General features: G+C 68.2%; 13 protein-coding genes. 6 read left to right on the forward strand and 7 right to left on the reverse strand.

The features are described from left to right. Positions 1-49 precede the first annotated feature (49 nt). Positions 50-1147, forward strand: coding sequence for a hypothetical protein (locus VMT65_RS04175; RefSeq protein ID WP_326306572.1), 1098 nt, complete (start codon positions 50-52; stop codon positions 1145-1147). A gap of 33 nt (positions 1148-1180) precedes the next feature. Here VMT65_RS04175 and VMT65_RS04180 read toward each other — a convergent pair whose 3' ends face one another. Continuing rightward, complete coding sequence (locus VMT65_RS04180; protein ID WP_326306573.1) at positions 1181-1681, reverse strand: hypothetical protein; 501 nt, start codon at positions 1679-1681, stop codon at positions 1181-1183. Positions 1682-1984: 303 nt separating this feature from the next. Here VMT65_RS04180 and VMT65_RS04185 point away from each other — a divergent pair, with 303 nt between their 5' ends. Further along, complete coding sequence (locus tag VMT65_RS04185; protein ID WP_326306574.1) at positions 1985-2233, forward strand: hypothetical protein; 249 nt, start codon at positions 1985-1987, stop codon at positions 2231-2233. Between the two features lie 12 nt (positions 2234-2245). Here VMT65_RS04185 and VMT65_RS04190 read toward each other — a convergent pair whose 3' ends face one another. The 4 genes from VMT65_RS04190 to VMT65_RS04205 all read right to left on the reverse strand — a co-directional run bounded on the left by VMT65_RS04190 (position 2246) and on the right by VMT65_RS04205 (position 6607). Further along, complete coding sequence (locus tag VMT65_RS04190; RefSeq protein WP_326306575.1) at positions 2246-3172, reverse strand: hydroxymethylglutaryl-CoA lyase; 927 nt, start codon at positions 3170-3172, stop codon at positions 2246-2248. Continuing rightward, the gene (locus VMT65_RS04195; protein ID WP_326306576.1) at positions 3169-4386 is read right to left on the reverse strand and encodes a CaiB/BaiF CoA transferase family protein; all 1218 of its coding nucleotides are present in this window, start codon (positions 4384-4386) and stop codon (positions 3169-3171) included. Before VMT65_RS04195 ends, VMT65_RS04190 begins: the two co-directional genes overlap by 4 nt. Before the next feature lie 356 nt (positions 4387-4742). Beyond that, complete coding sequence (locus tag VMT65_RS04200; RefSeq protein WP_326306577.1) at positions 4743-5708, reverse strand: TauD/TfdA dioxygenase family protein; 966 nt, start codon at positions 5706-5708, stop codon at positions 4743-4745. Between the two features lie 128 nt (positions 5709-5836). Continuing rightward, a complete protein-coding gene (locus VMT65_RS04205; RefSeq protein WP_326306578.1) occupies positions 5837-6607 on the reverse strand; it encodes a deoxyribonuclease IV in 771 nt (256 codons plus the stop codon). Between the two features lie 258 nt (positions 6608-6865). On the opposite strand from VMT65_RS04205, the gene VMT65_RS04210 reads away from it, so the two are divergent. The 4 genes from VMT65_RS04210 to VMT65_RS04225 all read left to right on the forward strand — a co-directional run bounded on the left by VMT65_RS04210 (position 6866) and on the right by VMT65_RS04225 (position 13925). Further along, a complete protein-coding gene (locus VMT65_RS04210) occupies positions 6866-8722 on the forward strand; it encodes a serine/threonine-protein kinase (protein ID WP_326306579.1) in 1857 nt (618 codons plus the stop codon). A 78-nt stretch (positions 8723-8800) separates the two neighbouring features. Continuing rightward, entirely contained in the window at positions 8801-10501 is a 1701-nt protein-coding gene (locus tag VMT65_RS04215; protein WP_326306580.1) for a serine/threonine-protein kinase, read from the forward strand. 122 nt (positions 10502-10623) lie between these two features. Next, positions 10624-11397, forward strand: a complete 774-nt coding sequence (locus VMT65_RS04220; RefSeq protein ID WP_326306581.1) for an ABC transporter ATP-binding protein — start codon at positions 10624-10626, stop codon at positions 11395-11397. Next, positions 11397-13925, forward strand: coding sequence for an ABC transporter permease (locus tag VMT65_RS04225; RefSeq protein ID WP_326306582.1), 2529 nt, complete (start codon positions 11397-11399; stop codon positions 13923-13925). Before VMT65_RS04220 ends, VMT65_RS04225 begins: the two co-directional genes overlap by 1 nt. Before the next feature lie 83 nt (positions 13926-14008). On the opposite strand, the gene VMT65_RS04230 is transcribed toward VMT65_RS04225, so the two are convergent. Further along, positions 14009-15319 (reverse strand): carbohydrate-binding protein, encoded by a 1311-nt coding sequence (locus tag VMT65_RS04230; RefSeq protein WP_326306583.1) that lies wholly within the window; start codon positions 15317-15319, stop codon positions 14009-14011. 468 nt (positions 15320-15787) lie between these two features. Next, entirely contained in the window at positions 15788-17095 is a 1308-nt protein-coding gene (locus VMT65_RS04235; protein ID WP_326306584.1) for a serine/threonine-protein kinase, read from the reverse strand. Between the last annotated feature and the right edge of the window lie 14 nt (positions 17096-17109).

The following is a 17109-nucleotide window of genomic DNA, read 5'->3' on the forward strand; positions in this document are numbered from 1 at the left end:
GTTGGGAATTGGGTGGGGCGCGGCGATCGGCGGGCGTAGGGTCGAAGGCATGGGAGGAGAATCGGTACGGCTGGACGGGAACACCCTGGTGCTTCCCGGTGGGGTGGGGGTGCGGTTCATTCGCACGCTGCGCTTGCCCGAGGAGGGCACGCATCCGCTGCCGCCCGGGCTCGGGGAGTTTCCGGTGCGGCGCGTGGCGGACTACGCGGACTCGGTGCCGCCGGAGTGGGCCGCGCGCGGCGGGGTGATGCTGCCCATGTATCTGCGGGAGGCGATGTGGCTGTCGTTCTCCGCGAAAGAGCCTGCGGCACTGCAGATCGGCGTGGGCAAGGTCTGCGCCGTATCGGGTGAGCCGTGGAGTGATCGACTCGGGCGGGATCCACAGAACTACGTGGTCCTGCCCAAACAGCCCTGGCTGGACGGCATCAATTCCGGCGCGGGCACCATCCGTCAATTCGTCGCCGTGCCACTGGGTTTGGGCGCGACGGTGGAGGGCCAGATCACCGGCGCGGAAACCTGGGGCGGCATCCAACTCCAGAACTTCGCCCTCAACGACACCGAACTCGCCCGCTGGCGCAAGGCCGAGGAACAACGCCGCCGCGCCGAGGCCGACCGGGTCCGCGCCATCACCGCCTCGGCACCGCTGGCCGCCCCGCCCCCGACCTTCGGCGCTCCCGCGGGCCTGCCCCACTCCTACGCCGCCCCACCGGCACCGGGCAGCGCCCCACGCGCGGTTCCCGGCTCCGCTCCCGCCGCCCACAAGCCCACCGCCATGGGCCTCGGCGTCGGCGGCACCATGCGCCAGGAAATCTACAAAGACGACCGCCCCCTGGCGGATTGGTCCCTCCACCCCTCCGCCCGCCTGTTCATCCACCTGGTCACCCCACCCGACTGGCACCGCATCACCGGCGAAGCCCCACCCCCGTCCCCGATCAACCGCGAGGCCTACACCGCCGCCGGCCTCCCCTGGTTCGACTACTTCGACTCCGACGCAACCGATCTCACCCCCGCCGCCCCCCTTACCAACGTCATCCCCGTCGGCGACTGGCTGGGCAACGACCACGACCCCTGGCAAAACCCCACCCCCGCCCAAATCCACCACCTGGGCGACAAGAAAGGCAAACCCGTCGACGACGGCGACTGGTAATCGCTGGTTCGGGGCGGACGGCGCGCGGTGGGGTCAGCCGTCGGAGTTGTCGGAGGCCGGGTGGTCGGTTGTTGATGGGGGAGGGGTTTCCGGCGGGGTGGTGGTTGCCGGGGGTTCCGTTGTGGGGCGCGGACTTTCGGTGGTGGTGGGGCGCGTGGAGGTGGGGCGGCTGAGGGTGGTTCGGGGGGTGGTGCTGGGGTCGGCGGCCGGGTCGTCGGGGGTGGCGGTGATGGTGGAAATGGGGGCGCGGCGGGAGGGCTGGTCGGCGGCCACGCGCCAGGAGGGGGAGGGCGGGATGACGACGGCGGGGGTGGTGGTGCCGGCCTTGGTCGAACTCACCGGGGCCGCTTGGAGATCGGCGTTGATGGGCGGGGGCGGAACGTAGGTGTCCTGGTGGCCCAGGCCGCACGCGCCGAGCAGGATGAGGCCCGCCGAGACGGCGCCGACCGCGGCGGCGGCGCCCTGCACAGACTTGGGCAGGTGGCGCAGCGGGGTGAGCACGCGCTCGTCCGCGCGCGCGTTGCTGCCGTCCATTGGTGGCACTCCTGATTCGTGTCGAGTGGGCTCACCCTAACGGAGGCTGCGGGGTTGGGCCAGGCGGGTGGTCGGTTCTCCGACGCGACGGCCACGGCGATTCCTCAGGCCTCGGGAATATCTCAAACAGCGATGATTCAGATATCGAATTAGTAAACTCAGCGCGTTTTGCCTAAGTGTCGTATGGACTTTCCGTTGCAGAGCCGTAATGTGTGTCCAAAGTTACACGTGAGACGCTCGAAATTAGCCGAGGGACGCGCCGAAGAATCGCGAGACCCCGCGGGCGTCATCGAGGAGTGGATGATGGGTGCATTCTCGACCTCTCCGCTGCGCGCGTCGCTGCGCACCGGGGAGCCCGCCGCCCCCGGGACCCTGCGGATGTCGGCGATCCTGGCCCGCGTCGTCGCCTGGCTGATCTTCCTGGGCGGACTCACCGGCGCGGTGCTCGGCATTGCCGGACTGCGGGTCGAAATCACCGTGGCGGGACTCATTCTCGCCTGCACCGCGGGCCTGGTTTTGCTCAAATTGCGCGCCGACGCACACGCTGGCTAATATTCCGCGAATTTATTCTTTCGCCCCAATTGTCCATTCGAATGCTGTAGCTTTCGAGCGTGCGCCCTCGGCCGCGCGCGATCGATTGGGTTCCCCGAGTTCGGCCAGCAAATTCTCGGAAATCTTCACCAGATCCGACAATACGGGCGGCGTGAACCATTCCGGCCGGGTGGCGAAGAGCAGATCCTCGCTCGAGGTATTGCCGGAGGCCCCCGGAGCGAACGGGCAGCCACCCAGCCCGCCGAGCGAGCCGTCCACCACGTCCGCGCCCGCGTCCAGCGCGGCAAGCGAATTCGCCACGCCCATGCCCCAGGTGTCGTGCCCGTGGAACACGATGCGGTGCTCCGGCGTCCCCCAGCGCCCGGTCGCCGCCACCGAACCGATCAGCGCCGCGACCTGACCCGGGTACGCCTGCCCGAGCGTATCGGCGATGACGATGTCCGCCGACCCCGCGGCCCGCGCGTCGGCGGCAATGGCCAGCACCCGCGCCGGATCCACGGGCCCATCGAACGGGCAGGTGAAAGCCGTTGCCAGACACAGCTGAATGCGCCCGCCCGCCGCGTCGGCGAGCCGAATGGCCTCCGGCATGGCGGCCAGGCTGTCCTCGGTGCTGCGCCCGATATTGGCCTTGTTGTGCGCGTCCGACACCGAGAAGCAGTACTGGAAATTGCGCACCCCCGCCTCGGCGGCCTTGGCCACGTGCCGCGGCGTGGCCACCCACACCCAGCAGCGCGCCAACTCCTCCGGCGTCAACCGGGCGACCAACTCGAGCGTATTGGCCATGGGCGGCACCAGATCCGGTCGTGCCATGGATCCGATCTCCAGCTCCGGCACCCCCGCCGCCAGCAACTCCCGCGCGATCTGGACCTTGCGCTCCGTGGGCAGCACCTTCCCGGTGAGCTGCAGCCCGTCGCGCAGCGTGACATCCCGCAGACTCATGAGTTCGCCTCCAGCGCAGCGATTTCCGCCTCGGACATACCGAGCAATTCGGACAGGACTTCGTGGGTGTGTTCGCCGAGATCCGGGCCGACATTGCGAATGGGCAGCGACTGTCCGCCGATCACCGGGACGATGCCGGGGAACCCGACCTCCTTGGGTTCCGGTTCGCCCACGTCCACCGGGAACGGCTGGATCATATTGCGCGCCTTGTACTGCTCGTCGGCGACGATATCGGCGGCGGTGTAGATGGGACCGCACGGAATCGCGGCCGCCTCGAGGATCTTCAGTGCCTCCTCGCGCGTATGCGTGCGCGTCCACTCGGCGATCGACGCGTCGAGCCGTTCGCGATTGCGCCAGCGTCCCGCATTGTCCTGCAGTTCCGGATCGGCGGCCAGGTCCGGGCGGTCGATGACCTGCATGTACCGCTGGAAGATGGCGTCCCCGTTGCCGCCGATGATGATGCTGTAGCCGTCGCTGGTCGGGTAGGCGTTGCTGGGCGCGATGCCCTCCATGCGGCCGCCCACGCGCTCGCGGTTGATGCCGTAGGCGAGGTAGTCCGGCACCAGCGATTCCATGACCGACAGGATGGATTCGTTGAGCGCCACGTCGATGATGCGCTGCTCCAAGGGAACCCGCTGCACCCGCTCGCGCTGGAACAGCGCCATGACGGTGCCGAAGGCCGCGTAGATCCCCGCGATGGAATCGCCGATGGACACGCCCGTCCGTACCGGCGGGCGATCCGGATCGCCGACGAGTTCGCGCAATCCGCCGACCGCCTCGGCCACCGCCGCGAAGCCCGGCCGCTGCGCGAGCGGACCGGTCTGTCCGTAGGCGGAGATGCGCGTGATCACCAGCTTCGGATTGGCCGCGTTCAGGACCTCGGGCCCGAGCCCCCACTTCTCGAGCATGCCGGGCCGGAAGTTCTCCAGTAGCACGTCGCAGCGCCCGAGCAGATCCAGGACGATCCCGCGCCCGGCCTCGGTCCGCAGGTCCAGCGTGATGGACTTCTTGTTGCGGTTGACCGTCCGGTACAGCATCGAGGTATCCCCGCCGTACAGCCGCCAATTCCGCAGCTCATCACCGGTTTTCGGCCGCTCGACCTTGATCACCTCGGCCCCGAAGTCCCCGAGTATCCGCCCGGCCGTCGGCGCGGCGACATAGTTCCCAAGCTCCAATACCCGCACACCATCCAGCGGCCGAATCGCCGTGTCCAATTTGCCCTCCGCTTCGCTACGGGCGGGTTCGCGGCCCTGGAGGTCTCGTTCTTCCCTCCCTCCGCTCCTCCGCTTCGCTCCCCCGCTCCGCTCAGTCCAGAACGAGACGGGCCGCGAACCATTATGGCGGAGTATGCGACGTTGTCGGCTCGAGGGCGATCGACCGCGTGAGACGACAAAGCCGGCGCGAGGCCCGAGAGAGGTGGGGCCGTCGCACCGGCTGTCGCCGTCGGTCACGGTGTGCGCAAGTGCACCGCGATCGGCGGCATCGAGTCGGGTCGTTCCGCGGTGTTCGGTGGGGCGGGTGAGTGGCAGACACCCGGGCCCACACGAATCGCGGTATCCCGCGCCGGGATTCAGGCGGCGCGAGGGGCGACCTCCTCGATGATCGAGTAGTGCTCGGCATTGCCGGTGATGATGGTGCTGGCATCGCCGTTCACGCCGACCGGCACGTCGCCCGCCAGGGTGATGCGGGTCAGGCGGCGGGGCTGGCCGTCGTAGTCGTCGATGGCGTAGTGCTGGGTGGCGCGGTTGTCCCAGATCGCGACATCGCCGAGCTGCCAGTTCCAGCGGGTGGTGTGCTCCAGGCGGGTGACCCGGTTCTGGAGCAGCTGGAACAGGGCCTGGGATTCGGCGGCGGAGAAGCCGACGAAGTTCTTCACGAAATGGCCGAGCAGCAGGGCGCGTTCGCCGGTCACCGGGTGCACGCGCACCACCGGGTGCTCGGTCTCGTAGTAGGTGGACTCGAATTCCTCGCGGTACGCCTTGATGTTCGCGGTCACCTGCGAGTTCTCACCGCGCGCCACCTCGGTGCGGTCGGCGGCGTAGTCGTAGGCGTTGGTGTGGCAGGCACGCAGGTTCTCCACCAACGCCCGCAACGGCGCGGGCAGCGACTCGTAGGCCGCCACGGTGGAGGCCCAGGTGGTGGACCCGCCGTAGGGCGGCAGGTGCACCGCGCGCAGGATCGACGCCTTCGGAATCCGGTCCACGAAGGTGACATCGGTGTGCCAGCTGTTGGCGCGCCCGTACTCGGAGTCGATGGGCAGCGTCTTGACGCCCTTGGAGGTGACGGTCGGATGCGGGGTGGTCGGCGCGCCCAGCAGCTGCGCGAACTCGTACTGCCCGTCCTCGGTCAGATGCTCCTGGCCGCGGAAGAAGATCACCTTGTGCTTGTGCAGCGCGTCCTGGATCGCCTGCACGGTGACCGAGTCCAGGTCACCGCCGAGCCGGACGCCGTCGATGCGCGCGCCGATCTTGCTGCCGAGCTGCACGACAGTGAGGTTGGACGTGGTGTAATCGACGGCTGCGTAATCGACGGACATGCAAAGCCTTTCGCCCGAATGGAACGGCCCGGATTCGGGCCCCCATCAGGACACCAGCGTCATGCCCGCCGAAACAGGTTCAGGATCAGCCGGATCGAAACGGCTGCGCGACCTCGGCGGCGGACCGCCTACCCGACGTGCTCCCGCAGGTAGGCCAGGTCCTCGGCGACACCCTCGGCCGGGGTCTCCAGAATCACCGGCGCGCCCGCGGTCCGGCACACCTCCGCGAGCAGCTGCGGATCGATGGTCCCGTCGGCGAAATTGGCGTGCCGGTCCGCGCCCGAATCGAACGCGTCGCGCGAGGAGTTCAAATGCACCAGATCGATGCGCCCGGTGATGGCCTTGATCCGCTCCACGATCCCGACCAGTTCCTCGCCCCCGGCCCAGGCGTGGCAGGTGTCGAGGCAGAATCCGGCCCCGAAGTCGCCGACCGCGTCCCACAGCCGCCCGATATCGTCGAAATACCGTGCCATGGCGTGGTTTCCGCCGGCGGTGTTCTCGATCAGGATGGGCACCGCGAACCCGCCCTTGTCCTGCTGGCGTTCGAACAGCTTGCGCCAGTTGACGAAGCCCTCCACCATCTCGGCGTCGGAGCGCACGTGCCCGCCGTGCACCACCAGCCCGAACGCGCCCAGCTCGGCGGCGGCCTTGGCCTGCTGCGCCACCGCGTTGCGGGAGGGCATGCGCAGCCGGTTGTTCAGGCTGGCCACATTGATCTGATAGGACGAGTGCACCACCACGTCGATCTCGCTGGCCTTGATCTCCTCGGCCCGGGGATGCGGGGTGGGCTTGTCCCAGCTCTGCGGATCCACCACGAACATCTGAATGACATCGGCCCCCAGCTTCTCCCCGAAGCCGATCGGGTCGCTGTCGGAACGAACGTGAGCACCAATACGCATTGGGCCAGCGTATCGCCGACCCCCGACAGCCCGTGCGCGGTCACCGCGGCGCTCGGCGATCGCAAGCAAAAGTCCGGTTGCCGATTACAAGCGAACGTTCAGTGTTGCGTTAGCGGCCTGCGCGTAGATAGTTCGGTAGGCCGCGAATCGGCTACAGTTTCGGTGTTTTCGGATCGGCCCTCACGATCACGCCGATCGTCTGTAGTACCTCGCGCGCTGGTGGGTCCCGGCACGCGGAGTGGAAAGTGGGAGATCGTCATGCTGTCCGAAGGTGACGTTTTTGCAGGGTATGTCATCGAACGGCAGCTCGGCCGGGGTGGCATGGGATCGGTCTATCTGGCCAAGCATCCGCGGCTGCCGCGTCTGACCGCGCTCAAGCTGCTGAATCGGGACATGGTCTTCGACAAGGAGGTCCGCGCCCGCTTCGAGCGCGAGGCCGATCTGGTCTCCCAGCTGGACCACCACAATATTGTGACGGTCTACGACCGGGGGCTCGAGGACGGTCAGCTGTGGATCTCCATGCAGTACATCGACGGCATCGACGCCGCGAGCGTGAACCCGCAGACCCTGCCGCCGGAGCGGGCGGTGCAGATCGTCGCCGAGATGGCCGACGCGCTGGACTACGCGCATCGCAACGAGGTGTTGCACCGGGATGTGAAGCCCGCCAATATCCTGCTGGCCCGGTCCACGGGCGGTAAGGGCGAGCGGGTCTACCTGACCGACTTCGGCATCGCGCGACTGCGTGACGACAGCGGTCACCTCACCCAGACCGGCACCTTCACCGCGACCCTGGCCTACGCCTCGCCCGAGCAGCTGACCGGGTCCGCGCTGGACGGTCGCTCCGATCAGTATTCGCTGGCCTGCACGCTGTTCTGGCTGTTCACCGGGAACGGCCCGTTCTCGGCCACCAACCCGGCGGCGGTCATCCAGGGCCATTTGCAAAGCCCGCCACCGCCTTTGAGCACCGCGCGCGCCGGGCTGCCGCCGTCGCTGGATCTGGTGATCGCCAAGGCCATGGCCAAGCGTCCCGAGGACCGCTTCGCCAGCTGCGGCGAGTTCGCGGCCGCCGCGCGCCGGGCGCTGGCCCAGCCGAGCGCGCCCGGGATGCCGCTGGTCGGTCGCACCTCGCCGCCGATCCCGGTCCTGCCGCACACGAGCGGCCCGAGCCAGGTGGCCCCGCCCGTGACCGGCGGCGGGATGCCGACCGGCATGCCCATGTACACCGGTGGAGCCATGCCGACGGGCGGCCCGATGGCGACGGGGATGCCGCCGACCGGTGGTCAGCTGCCGACCGCCGCGCCGCGCCCGCACACCGGCCCGGCCCTGTCGTATCCGGCTCCGACACAGGTCAATCCGGCCCCGCCCAAGCCGGTGACCGGCAACTACACCGGGCGCGGCACCAACCAGTACACGCAGCCGCCGTCCTACACCTACCCGACCCAGGCGCAGCCGCAGCGTCCGCCGGTGGCACCCGTCGGCGCGCATCGGTCCGCGCCGCAGAAGTCCAATACCGGTCTGATCATCGGCATCATCCTGGCCGTGGTGGTGCTGCTCATCGTGGTGGTCGCGGTGGTGGTGGCCGCGGGCAGCGGCAAGTCCAGCACCGCCAAGGGCACGGTCGTCACCACCTCCGCGAATGCCGCACCCGCGGCCGCCAAGCAGATCGACTGGTCCGCGGCGTCCAAGGAGTTCCCGAAGCTGTTGCCCGCCACCAAGACCGGCGGCAAGGGCTACAACGGCGCGACCTGCTGGGTAGCCGATTCGCCGGTCTCCTCCGACGCCACCGACGGCACCCCCGACTTCGGCGACTGGACGGTCCAGTGGCGCTGCTACGGCGGCAGCGACAACGCTGACCCGTTCTATCGCATCTTCGCCTACGCCTCGGCCAGCGATGTGCAGTCGGTGATCGGCGGCCTGAACCCGGACGCCAAATCGACCGACCCGATCGGCGGCAAGGCCTACACCAACTACCAGCTCACCGGCGACAGCCACCCGCGCCTGGTGACCGCCTTCACCGGCGACACCAATCGCGCCCAGTACCTCATGTACACCGACGGCATCACCGGCACCATGGACACGGTCCTCAAGTGGTGGAAGAGCGCCCCGCTCACATGAGCTGACCTGCGCGGATGACAGTCCCGCGTCGGGCACGTAGGGTCGCGAACCGAAGGAGAGTCGGTCGAAAGGGTCTTTGTGCTGCGCAGCGGGGAGTTGTTCGCGGGGTACGAGATCGAACGGGAGCTCGGGCGCGGCGGCATGGGGTCGGTCTATCTGGCCCGGCATCCTCGACTACCCCGGCTGATCGCGCTCAAGCTGCTCAGCCGGGACGTGTTCGGCGATATCGAGGTGCGCAAGCGGTTCGAGCGCGAGGGTGATCTGATCGCGCGGCTCGAGCATCCGAACATCGTGCCGGTGTACGACCGGGGCATCGACGACGCGCAGCCGTGGATCGCCATGCGCTATATCGACGGCCCCGACGCCTCCCAGCTGGAGGCGGCGAATCTGCCTCCGCGCCAGGCGATTCGGATTATCGTCGAGGTCGCGCGGGCCTTGGATTTCGCGCATCGGCGCGGGGTGCTGCACCGGGACGTGAAGCCCGCCAACATCCTGCTCGAATACGCCGACGACGAGCCGCGAGTCTTCTTGGCGGACTTCGGCATCGCCCGGCTGCGCGACGACGGCACCAAGCTCACCCAGACCGGGTCGTTCACCGCGACGCTGACCTACGCCTCGCCCGAACAGCTTTCGGGTCAGCCCCTGGACCCGCGCTCGGACCAGTACTCGCTGGCCTGCACCCTGTTCCGGTTGCTCACCGGTGATGTGCCGTTCAATGCCGAGCACCCGGTGGGCATCATTCACGGCCACCTCAATCAGACTCCGCCGCCGGTCAGCACATTGCGGCCGGGGCTGCCGCCGTCGCTGGACGCGGTACTGGTGCGCGCCCTCGCGAAACATCCCGAGGGACGGTTCGATTCGTGCACCGCGTTCGCGAACGCCGCCCAGCACGCGCTGGAGAATCCGGCCGCCCCGACCGTGGTCGTGCCGAATTACGCTCCCGCCCAATCGCCTTCGGGCACCGCGCCGTACCCGGCTCGGCCCGGCACCGCGCCCTACACCGCGGCGGTTCGGCCCGGGACCGCGCGGTACACCGCGCTGGCTCCGGCCGCGCCCGTCGCCGCGCCACCCCGGCCCGTGCCGCCGCCGCGCAAGCGCAAGCGTTCCCGGCTGCGCGGCTGTCTGCTCGGCGCGGCGGCCATCGTGGTGCTGCCGATCGTGGCGATCGGCGGCGTCGTCGCCTGGCTCGATGAGCACGGGACCTCGCGCACCCCGGCGGTCACCTCCGCGGCGCCCGCCCCGGCCGCCCCGGACCAGTCCACGGAGACCGAGACCACCGGCCCCGCCGCGGGCCTGCCCGAGAGCGCCGGGGCCGACGCCCAGGTCCTCAGCCAGCGTTTCCCGCAGATGCTGCCGCAGGCGGACCCGAATTCCGACTCGAACTCCGGCACCGGCTACCAGGGCGCGGTCTGCACGACCTTCCAGCGTTCCTCGCTGCCGCCCGACACCGGGTCCGGTGATCCCGACCTGGGCGGTTTCGCGGTGGGATGGAATTGCGCGGGCACCGTCGGCCACCCGACCTACCGATTCGTCATGTACCGCTCGGCCGCCGACGCCGAGGAGGCCCTCAACGGGCTGTCCGCCACTCGCTCCGACGTCAAGGCGCACGGCAATCTGTACACGAACTACCAGCTCAGCGGCAGTGCACTGCTGCGCCCGCGGCTGGTGACCGAATTCCACTCGCAGGACGGCAAGCACGCCTTCCTCATGTACAGCACCGCCTTTCTGGCCACCGACGACCAGCTGCTGGATTGGTGGCGCTCGGCCCCGGTCAACTGAGATTCCGCCCCCAATCAATTGAGGGCTCGCCGCGCGGGCGAATTGTGTGGAGTCTGTGAGGAGTACCCCATGGGGGACCTCCCGGATGGCACGAGCCATCGAAGCTCGACACACTGGACACCATGACTTCGAACGTCTCGGATCCCGTCACCCTGGACCAGGGCGCGGCCGCGGTCGCCGCTCGCGCGACCGACCTGGTGAAGACCTACGGATCGGGTGACACGCAGGTCCGGGCCTTGGACGGGGTGACGGCCGAGTTCGCCAAGGGCGAGTTCACCGCCATCATGGGCCCTTCGGGCTCCGGCAAGTCGACGCTCATGCACTGCCTGGCCGGACTGGACGCGGCCAGCGGCGGCACCGTCCACATCGGTGACACGGATCTCACCCGGCTCTCGGACAAGCAGATCACCGCGCTGCGGCGCGACCGCATCGGCTTCGTGTTCCAGGCCTTCAACCTGGTGCCCACCCTGACGGCGCTGGAGAACATCACGCTGCCGCTGGACATCGCGGGCCGCAAGGCCGATGAGGAGTGGCTGTCCACCGTGATCAAGCGGCTCGGTCTGGGCGATCGGCTCACCCACCGACCCAGCGAGCTGTCGGGCGGTCAGCAGCAGCGCGTGGCCTGCGCCCGCGCGCTGGCGGGCAAGCCGGACATCATCTTCGGTGACGAGCCGACCGGCAATCTGGACTCGCACTCCTCCGGCGAGGTGCTCAATATCCTGCGCGCGGCCGTCGACGAGTTCGGTCAGACCGTGGTCATCGTGACCCACGATCCGCGCGCCGCCTCCTACGCCGACCGCGTCGTGTTCCTCGCCGACGGCCGGATCGTCGACGAATTGCGTGAGCCCACAGCGGATTCTGTGCTCGACAAGATGAAGTCGCTGGAGACGCTCTGATGGCAACCAATCCCATGCGCAAGGTCGCCTTGCGCAATCTCGCCGCGCACAAGGTGCGCCTGGTGCTGACCGTGTTGTCGGTGGTGCTCGGAACCGCCTTCATCTCCGGGTCTTTCATCTTCACCGACACCCTGCAGAGCACCTTCGACGGCATTTTCGCCACCCAGGCCAAGGGCGTGGACGTGCGGGTGTCGCCGAAGGAGCAGCAGTCGCTGGGCGTCCCGAACGATGTGGTGGACAAGCTTTCCCACACCGACGGCGTGAAGACGGTGGCGCCCAGCGTCAATGGGCCGGTGGTGCTGTTGAAGGACGGGCACGCCGTGCAGACCGGTGGCGCGCCGACCATCGGCCAGTCGTATCTGCCCCCGGGCAAGTCGGTGGCCGAGCCGGACAAATTCGTGGCGGGCGCTCCGCCGAGCCAGCCCGGTGAGATCGCCATCAATCAGAGCGGTGCGGATCGTGCCGGGCTGAAGGTCGGCGACAAGACCAAGGTGTTGATCCCGTCCAAGGGCAATATCGATGTCACGGTGTCGGGCATCTACAGCATCGCCGCCTCGAACACCGGTGGGTTCATCGCCCTGCAGTTCGAGGACTCCCAGGCCCGGCAGCTGTTCACCGACGGATTGCACGTCGCCTACGTCGACATCGCCGCGAATCCCGGTGTGAAAGCCGATGATCTGCGCGATCAAATCAAGAAGGCGCTGCCCGACTACAAGGTGCAGGACGCCGATCAGGTGCGCGAGGACTTCAAGGCGCAGCTGGGCAATGCGCTGAAGTTCATCAACTACTTCCTGCTCGCCTTCGGCTCCATCGCGTTGATCGTGGGCACGTTCATCATCTACAACACCTTCTCCATGCTGGTCGCCCAGCGGCTGCGCGAGCTGGCGCTGCTGCGCGCGGTCGGCGCGAGCCGCCAGCAGATCTCGCGGTCGGTGGTGGGGGAGTCGCTGGTCGTCGGATTGATCGGCAGCGCACTGGGTCTGGCCGCGGGCGTGGGCCTGGCGTTCGGACTGTCCGGGCTGCTCAATGCGTTCAAGCTGGGTCTGCCCACCGGGACCATGTCGCTGGAACCGCGCACGGTGCTGGTGGCCATCGGCGTCGGCACGCTGGTGACGGTGCTCAGCGCGTACGCCCCGGCGCGGCGGGCGGCCAAGGTGCCGCCGGTGGAAGCCATGCGCTCGGAATCGAATTCGTCCGGTGAGTCGCTGCGGGTGCGCACGATCATCGGCGCCGTGCTGGCGGTGGCCGGTGTGGTGCTGGTGGTGCTGGGTGCGCGCGGCACCGGCGGCGGGGCGGCCTCGGTGGTCGGAATCGGTGCCGCCGCATTGATTCTCGCGGTCCTGTTCGCGTCCCCGGCGCTGTCGCGGCCGGTGGTGTCCGGGCTGAGCGTGCTGGTGCGGCCGTTCGGTCCGGTCGGAAAGATGGCGCGCAACAACGCGATTCGCAATCCGCGCCGGACCGCCGCCACCGCCTTCGCGCTCACCTTGGGCCTGATGCTGGTGTCGGCCATCGGCATGCTGGGCTCCTCGGCCAAGGCGAGTGTGAGCGAGCTGGTCGACAAGGGTGTGAAGGCCGATTACATTCTGGCGGGACCGCCCGGCGGCATCATCGGCGTTCCGCTCGCGGCCACCGACACCATCAAGCAGGTGTCGCAGGTCAAGGACGTGGTGGCCTTCCACGGCGTGGCGCTCAAGGTCGACGGCAAGCAGGTGATCGGCACCGCGCCCGAGGGGCAGATGAGCAAGGTGCTCAACTACACCATGAAGCAGGGCACCGACCAGCTCGGCGACAACGACGTCATGGTCTCGGAAACCTTTGCCGGAGACCATGATTGGAAGGTCGGCGACAGCGTCGACATCACCTCCATGGACTACAAGAAGTTCAAGGTGAACATCGCCGGCATCTACAAGGACACCCAGCTGCTGCAGAACATGGTCACCCCGATGGCCCTGTACCAGAAGACCGTTCCGGTCAGCTACCAGTCCAGCTTCCTGGTGCTGGTGACCGGCCAGCCGGGTGCGGACCTGCCCGCCATGCGGACGAATCTGGAGAAGGCCACCGAGCAGTACGTGATCGTTCAGGTCCAGGACCGCAATGACTTCAAGGGCGCGCAGGGCAAGCAGATCGACACCCTGCTGGCCATCCTCTACGGCCTGCTCGCGCTCGCGGTGGTCATCGCCATTCTCGGCATCGTGAACACCCTGGCGCTCTCGGTGGTGGAACGGCGTCGCGAGATCGGCATGCTGCGCGCGGTGGGCATGCAGCGACCGCAGGTGCGCCGCAGCATCTACCTGGAGTCGATGTTGATCGCGATCTTCGGCGCGGTGGTCGGTGTGCTGTTGGGTCTCGGCCTGGGTGTCGGATTCCTGCGCACCCTCAAGGACTTGGGCCTGGCGACCATCGCGGTGCCGTGGGGGCAGATCGTGCTGATGCTGCTCGCCTCCGGCGTGGTCGGCGTGCTGGCCGCGCTGTGGCCCGCGGTCCGGGCCGCCCGGACGCCACCTTTGGCTGCCATCGCCGACCTCTGACCTCGAGGTTCACGTGACCCGGCCGTCCGGCCGCTCGGGAATGCCGAGCGATCGGACGGCCGGATTTCGCGCGTCACAGGTGATTACACCTTTTCCCAGAGCGCGGGCGTGGCGGCCGGGGTCCAGGTGGGGTCGTTCACGGTGTGCGCCTGCAGGCAGTGGTAGGTGGCGTTCTCGTAGGTGACGACATCGCCGACCTTGTAGGTCGCGCCCACCTTCCAGGCCTGGGCCGAGGAATTGCCCGTCGTGGTGACGACCGGGACCGTGGTGGTCGGCTTCGTCGTCGTGGTCGGCGGGACCGTGGTCGGCTGCGGCGTCGTGGTCGGTGCGGCCGTGGTGGTCGTCGGCTTCGTCGTCGTCGGCGCGGTCGTGGGTGTGCCGCCGCCCGATCCGGATCCGCCGCCCAGGGCCTGCTGGAAGGCATTGGCCTGCTGGGAAATCCCGGAACAGGTGGGATCGGCGTAGCTGCCGCCGTTGGGGCACGGCTTGTCCCGGGTGGCCGACCACATGGACGTCCAGGCCAGGCCCTTGCCGGCGGCGAAGTCGGCGAGTTTGGCGGCGTCGGCCAGGGTGAAGGTTTCGCCCTGGACGTCATTGACGCCGATCATCGGGGTGACCGCGATCTTGTTCCACGAGTTGGAGAGCCCGAGTGCCTGATCGACCTGGCTCTCGGTGGCGGTGGCCGCCTGGATGGCGTACTCGCCCATGTCGCCATTGAACGACGAGCCGTAGTCCATGGCCATGATGTTCACCGCGTTGACATCCACGCCCTTGCTCGCCGCATTGGACAGCAGGTTGATGCCGTCCTGGGTGAGCCCGCTCGGCATGACCGGCAGGGTGAACGAGACCGCCAGGCCCGGATGCGCCCGCTGCAGGGCCGCGATGACCTGTGCGCGCAGGGAATTCGCCGCGGTATTGGCGATCGCGCCGCCCTCGATGTCGAAATCGAGCTTTGTGGCCTGATATTGGGTGATCACCTTCTCGTAGGCGGACTGCAGCGCCGATTCCGAGGAACAGGTGGTGGCCAGCTCGCTTCCGGTCTGCCCGCCGAAGGCGATCCGAACCTCACCGCCCGCCTTGCGGAAATCGCCGATCTGATTGGCCGCGGCGTCCTGCCCGATCTCGGTCACCCCGCCCCACTTCGGCACACACGATCCACCGTCGGTGACGAAGGCGAGGTTGTATTGCTTGACGCCCGTGGCCTTACTGTTCGCGAGCAGGTCGAAGGCCGGATAGAGCGAAGTGTCCACATAGGGCGAGAGGCCGCCGCCCGGTGCGGCCGCGGCGGTGCCCGCGCCCCCTCCGGACAGTCCGGCGGCGAAAGCCGAAACGGCGCACGCGCCAACGGCGATCGCCAGCCATTTCCTGGCGCGGTTATCAACTGTGCTGGTCAATCTGCTTGCCTTTGCATTCGGACAATTGGGATCGGACCGGTCCGTTTTGCTAGCAACAAGACAGATATCACACCGTTGCCTACTTGTGAAACACCCGATAGTCAGTAGATTGGAGAAATGCACCGGAAACTATTGTCGCACAACATAATTCGCCGCGAGATTTAATTCTTGTACGGTACAAGATGATTCGCCGGCGCATCCGATGCATATTCCGGATCGATTGTCGTGCTGTTCCCGCAAATATATTCGACGTAAATGTGACAACGGTTCCGTTGGGCCGATTCCGCCGATGCGTTCACGGGGCCAGCTCCGGTCCGGAGGTGAGGAAGGCGAGCAGCAGCGCGTTGCCGACCACTCCGGCATTGGCGAAGCGCAGCCGAGAGCCGCTGCGCCGAGGCCAGCCCACGAGATCCGCCGTGCGAAACAGCCGGGTGAATATGTCGCGGTGCCGAAAGGCGTGGGCCGGGGTCAGAGAGAACTTACGATGACCGCGATCACGATGATGACGATTACCAGGACCGCGACGATGGCGGCGATGAGCCAGGCGGTGGCGTTCGAATTCTTTTGCGGGGGTGGGTAAGTCGGTGGGGGAGTGGTACGGGGTGGGTAGGTGGGGACGTTGTAGTTCGGGGTGGGGGCGACCGCGGGGTTCGAGAAGGTTTGCGGCGCGGGCTGGTTCGGGTAGGCCGGGGTCGAGACCTGCTGGTTCGGGTAGGACGGGCCCGAGACCGGGGGTACCGGATAGGTCGGGGCCGGGCCGGAGGCCGGGCGCTGATTCGGGTACGCCGGGCCGGGGCCCACCAGCGGGCGTGGGGCGGACGGCGTCGGGTTGGGCGGCGGCTGGATCACCGGCTGGGGACGCACCGGCGTGGGCGGGCGGGGCGCGACGATCGGCTGCGGATGCGCGGGGGTCGGCGGGCGCGGCGGGGTGACCGGGCGCGGCGTCTGCAGGGCTCGTTCGGCGGCGGCGGCGAATTCGACGCAGGAGCGGAAGCGCTCGGCCGGGCGCTTGGACAGGGCCTTGGTGAGGACCGCGTCGATGGCCGGGGGGAGATGCTGGCGCAGCGGGCTCGCCGGGGGCGGCGGCTGCTGGAGGTGGCCGCGAATGACGGCGGCGGGGCTGGTGCCCTCGAAGGGGACCGCGCCGGTGAGGAGTTGGAACAGCGTGCAGGCCAACGAGTACTGGTCGGAGCGGCCGTCGAGGGACGCGCCGGTGAGCTGTTCGGGGGAGGCGTAGGCGAGGGTGGCGGTCACCGTGCCGGTCTGGGTGAGATGGCCGGTGTCGTCACGCAGCCGGGCGATACCGAAGTCGGTGAGGTAGACCCGTTCGGCCGCGCCGGTTTTGGAGGAGGAACGGGCGAGCAGGATATTGGCGGGCTTCACATCGCGATGCAGGACACCGAGGCCGTGGGCGTAGTCGAGGGCCTTGGCCGTCTCGGCGATGATCTGGGCGGCCCGCAGCGGCGGCAGGGTGCCGGGCGCGATGGAGGAGGCGTTCACGCCGTCGATGTACTGCATGGAGATCCACAGCTGCTCGCCCTCGTCACCGCGGTCGTAGACGGTGACGATATTCGGGTGATCCAGCCGGGCGACGAGATCCGCCTCGCGAATGAAGCGGGCGCGAATCTCGTCGTCGGCGAACATCTCCTGATTGAGCAGCTTGAGTGCCGTCATGCGCGGCAGCCGCGGATGTTTGGCCAGATACACCGAGCCCATACCGCCGCGACCCAGCTCGCGTTCGATGACGTAACCGGCGAACACATCACCTGAGCGCAAATCGAGCACCCGCT

The sequence above is a fragment of the Nocardia sp. CDC153 genome (assembly GCF_035818515.1).
Lineage (GTDB): Bacteria > Actinomycetota > Actinomycetes > Mycobacteriales > Mycobacteriaceae > Nocardia.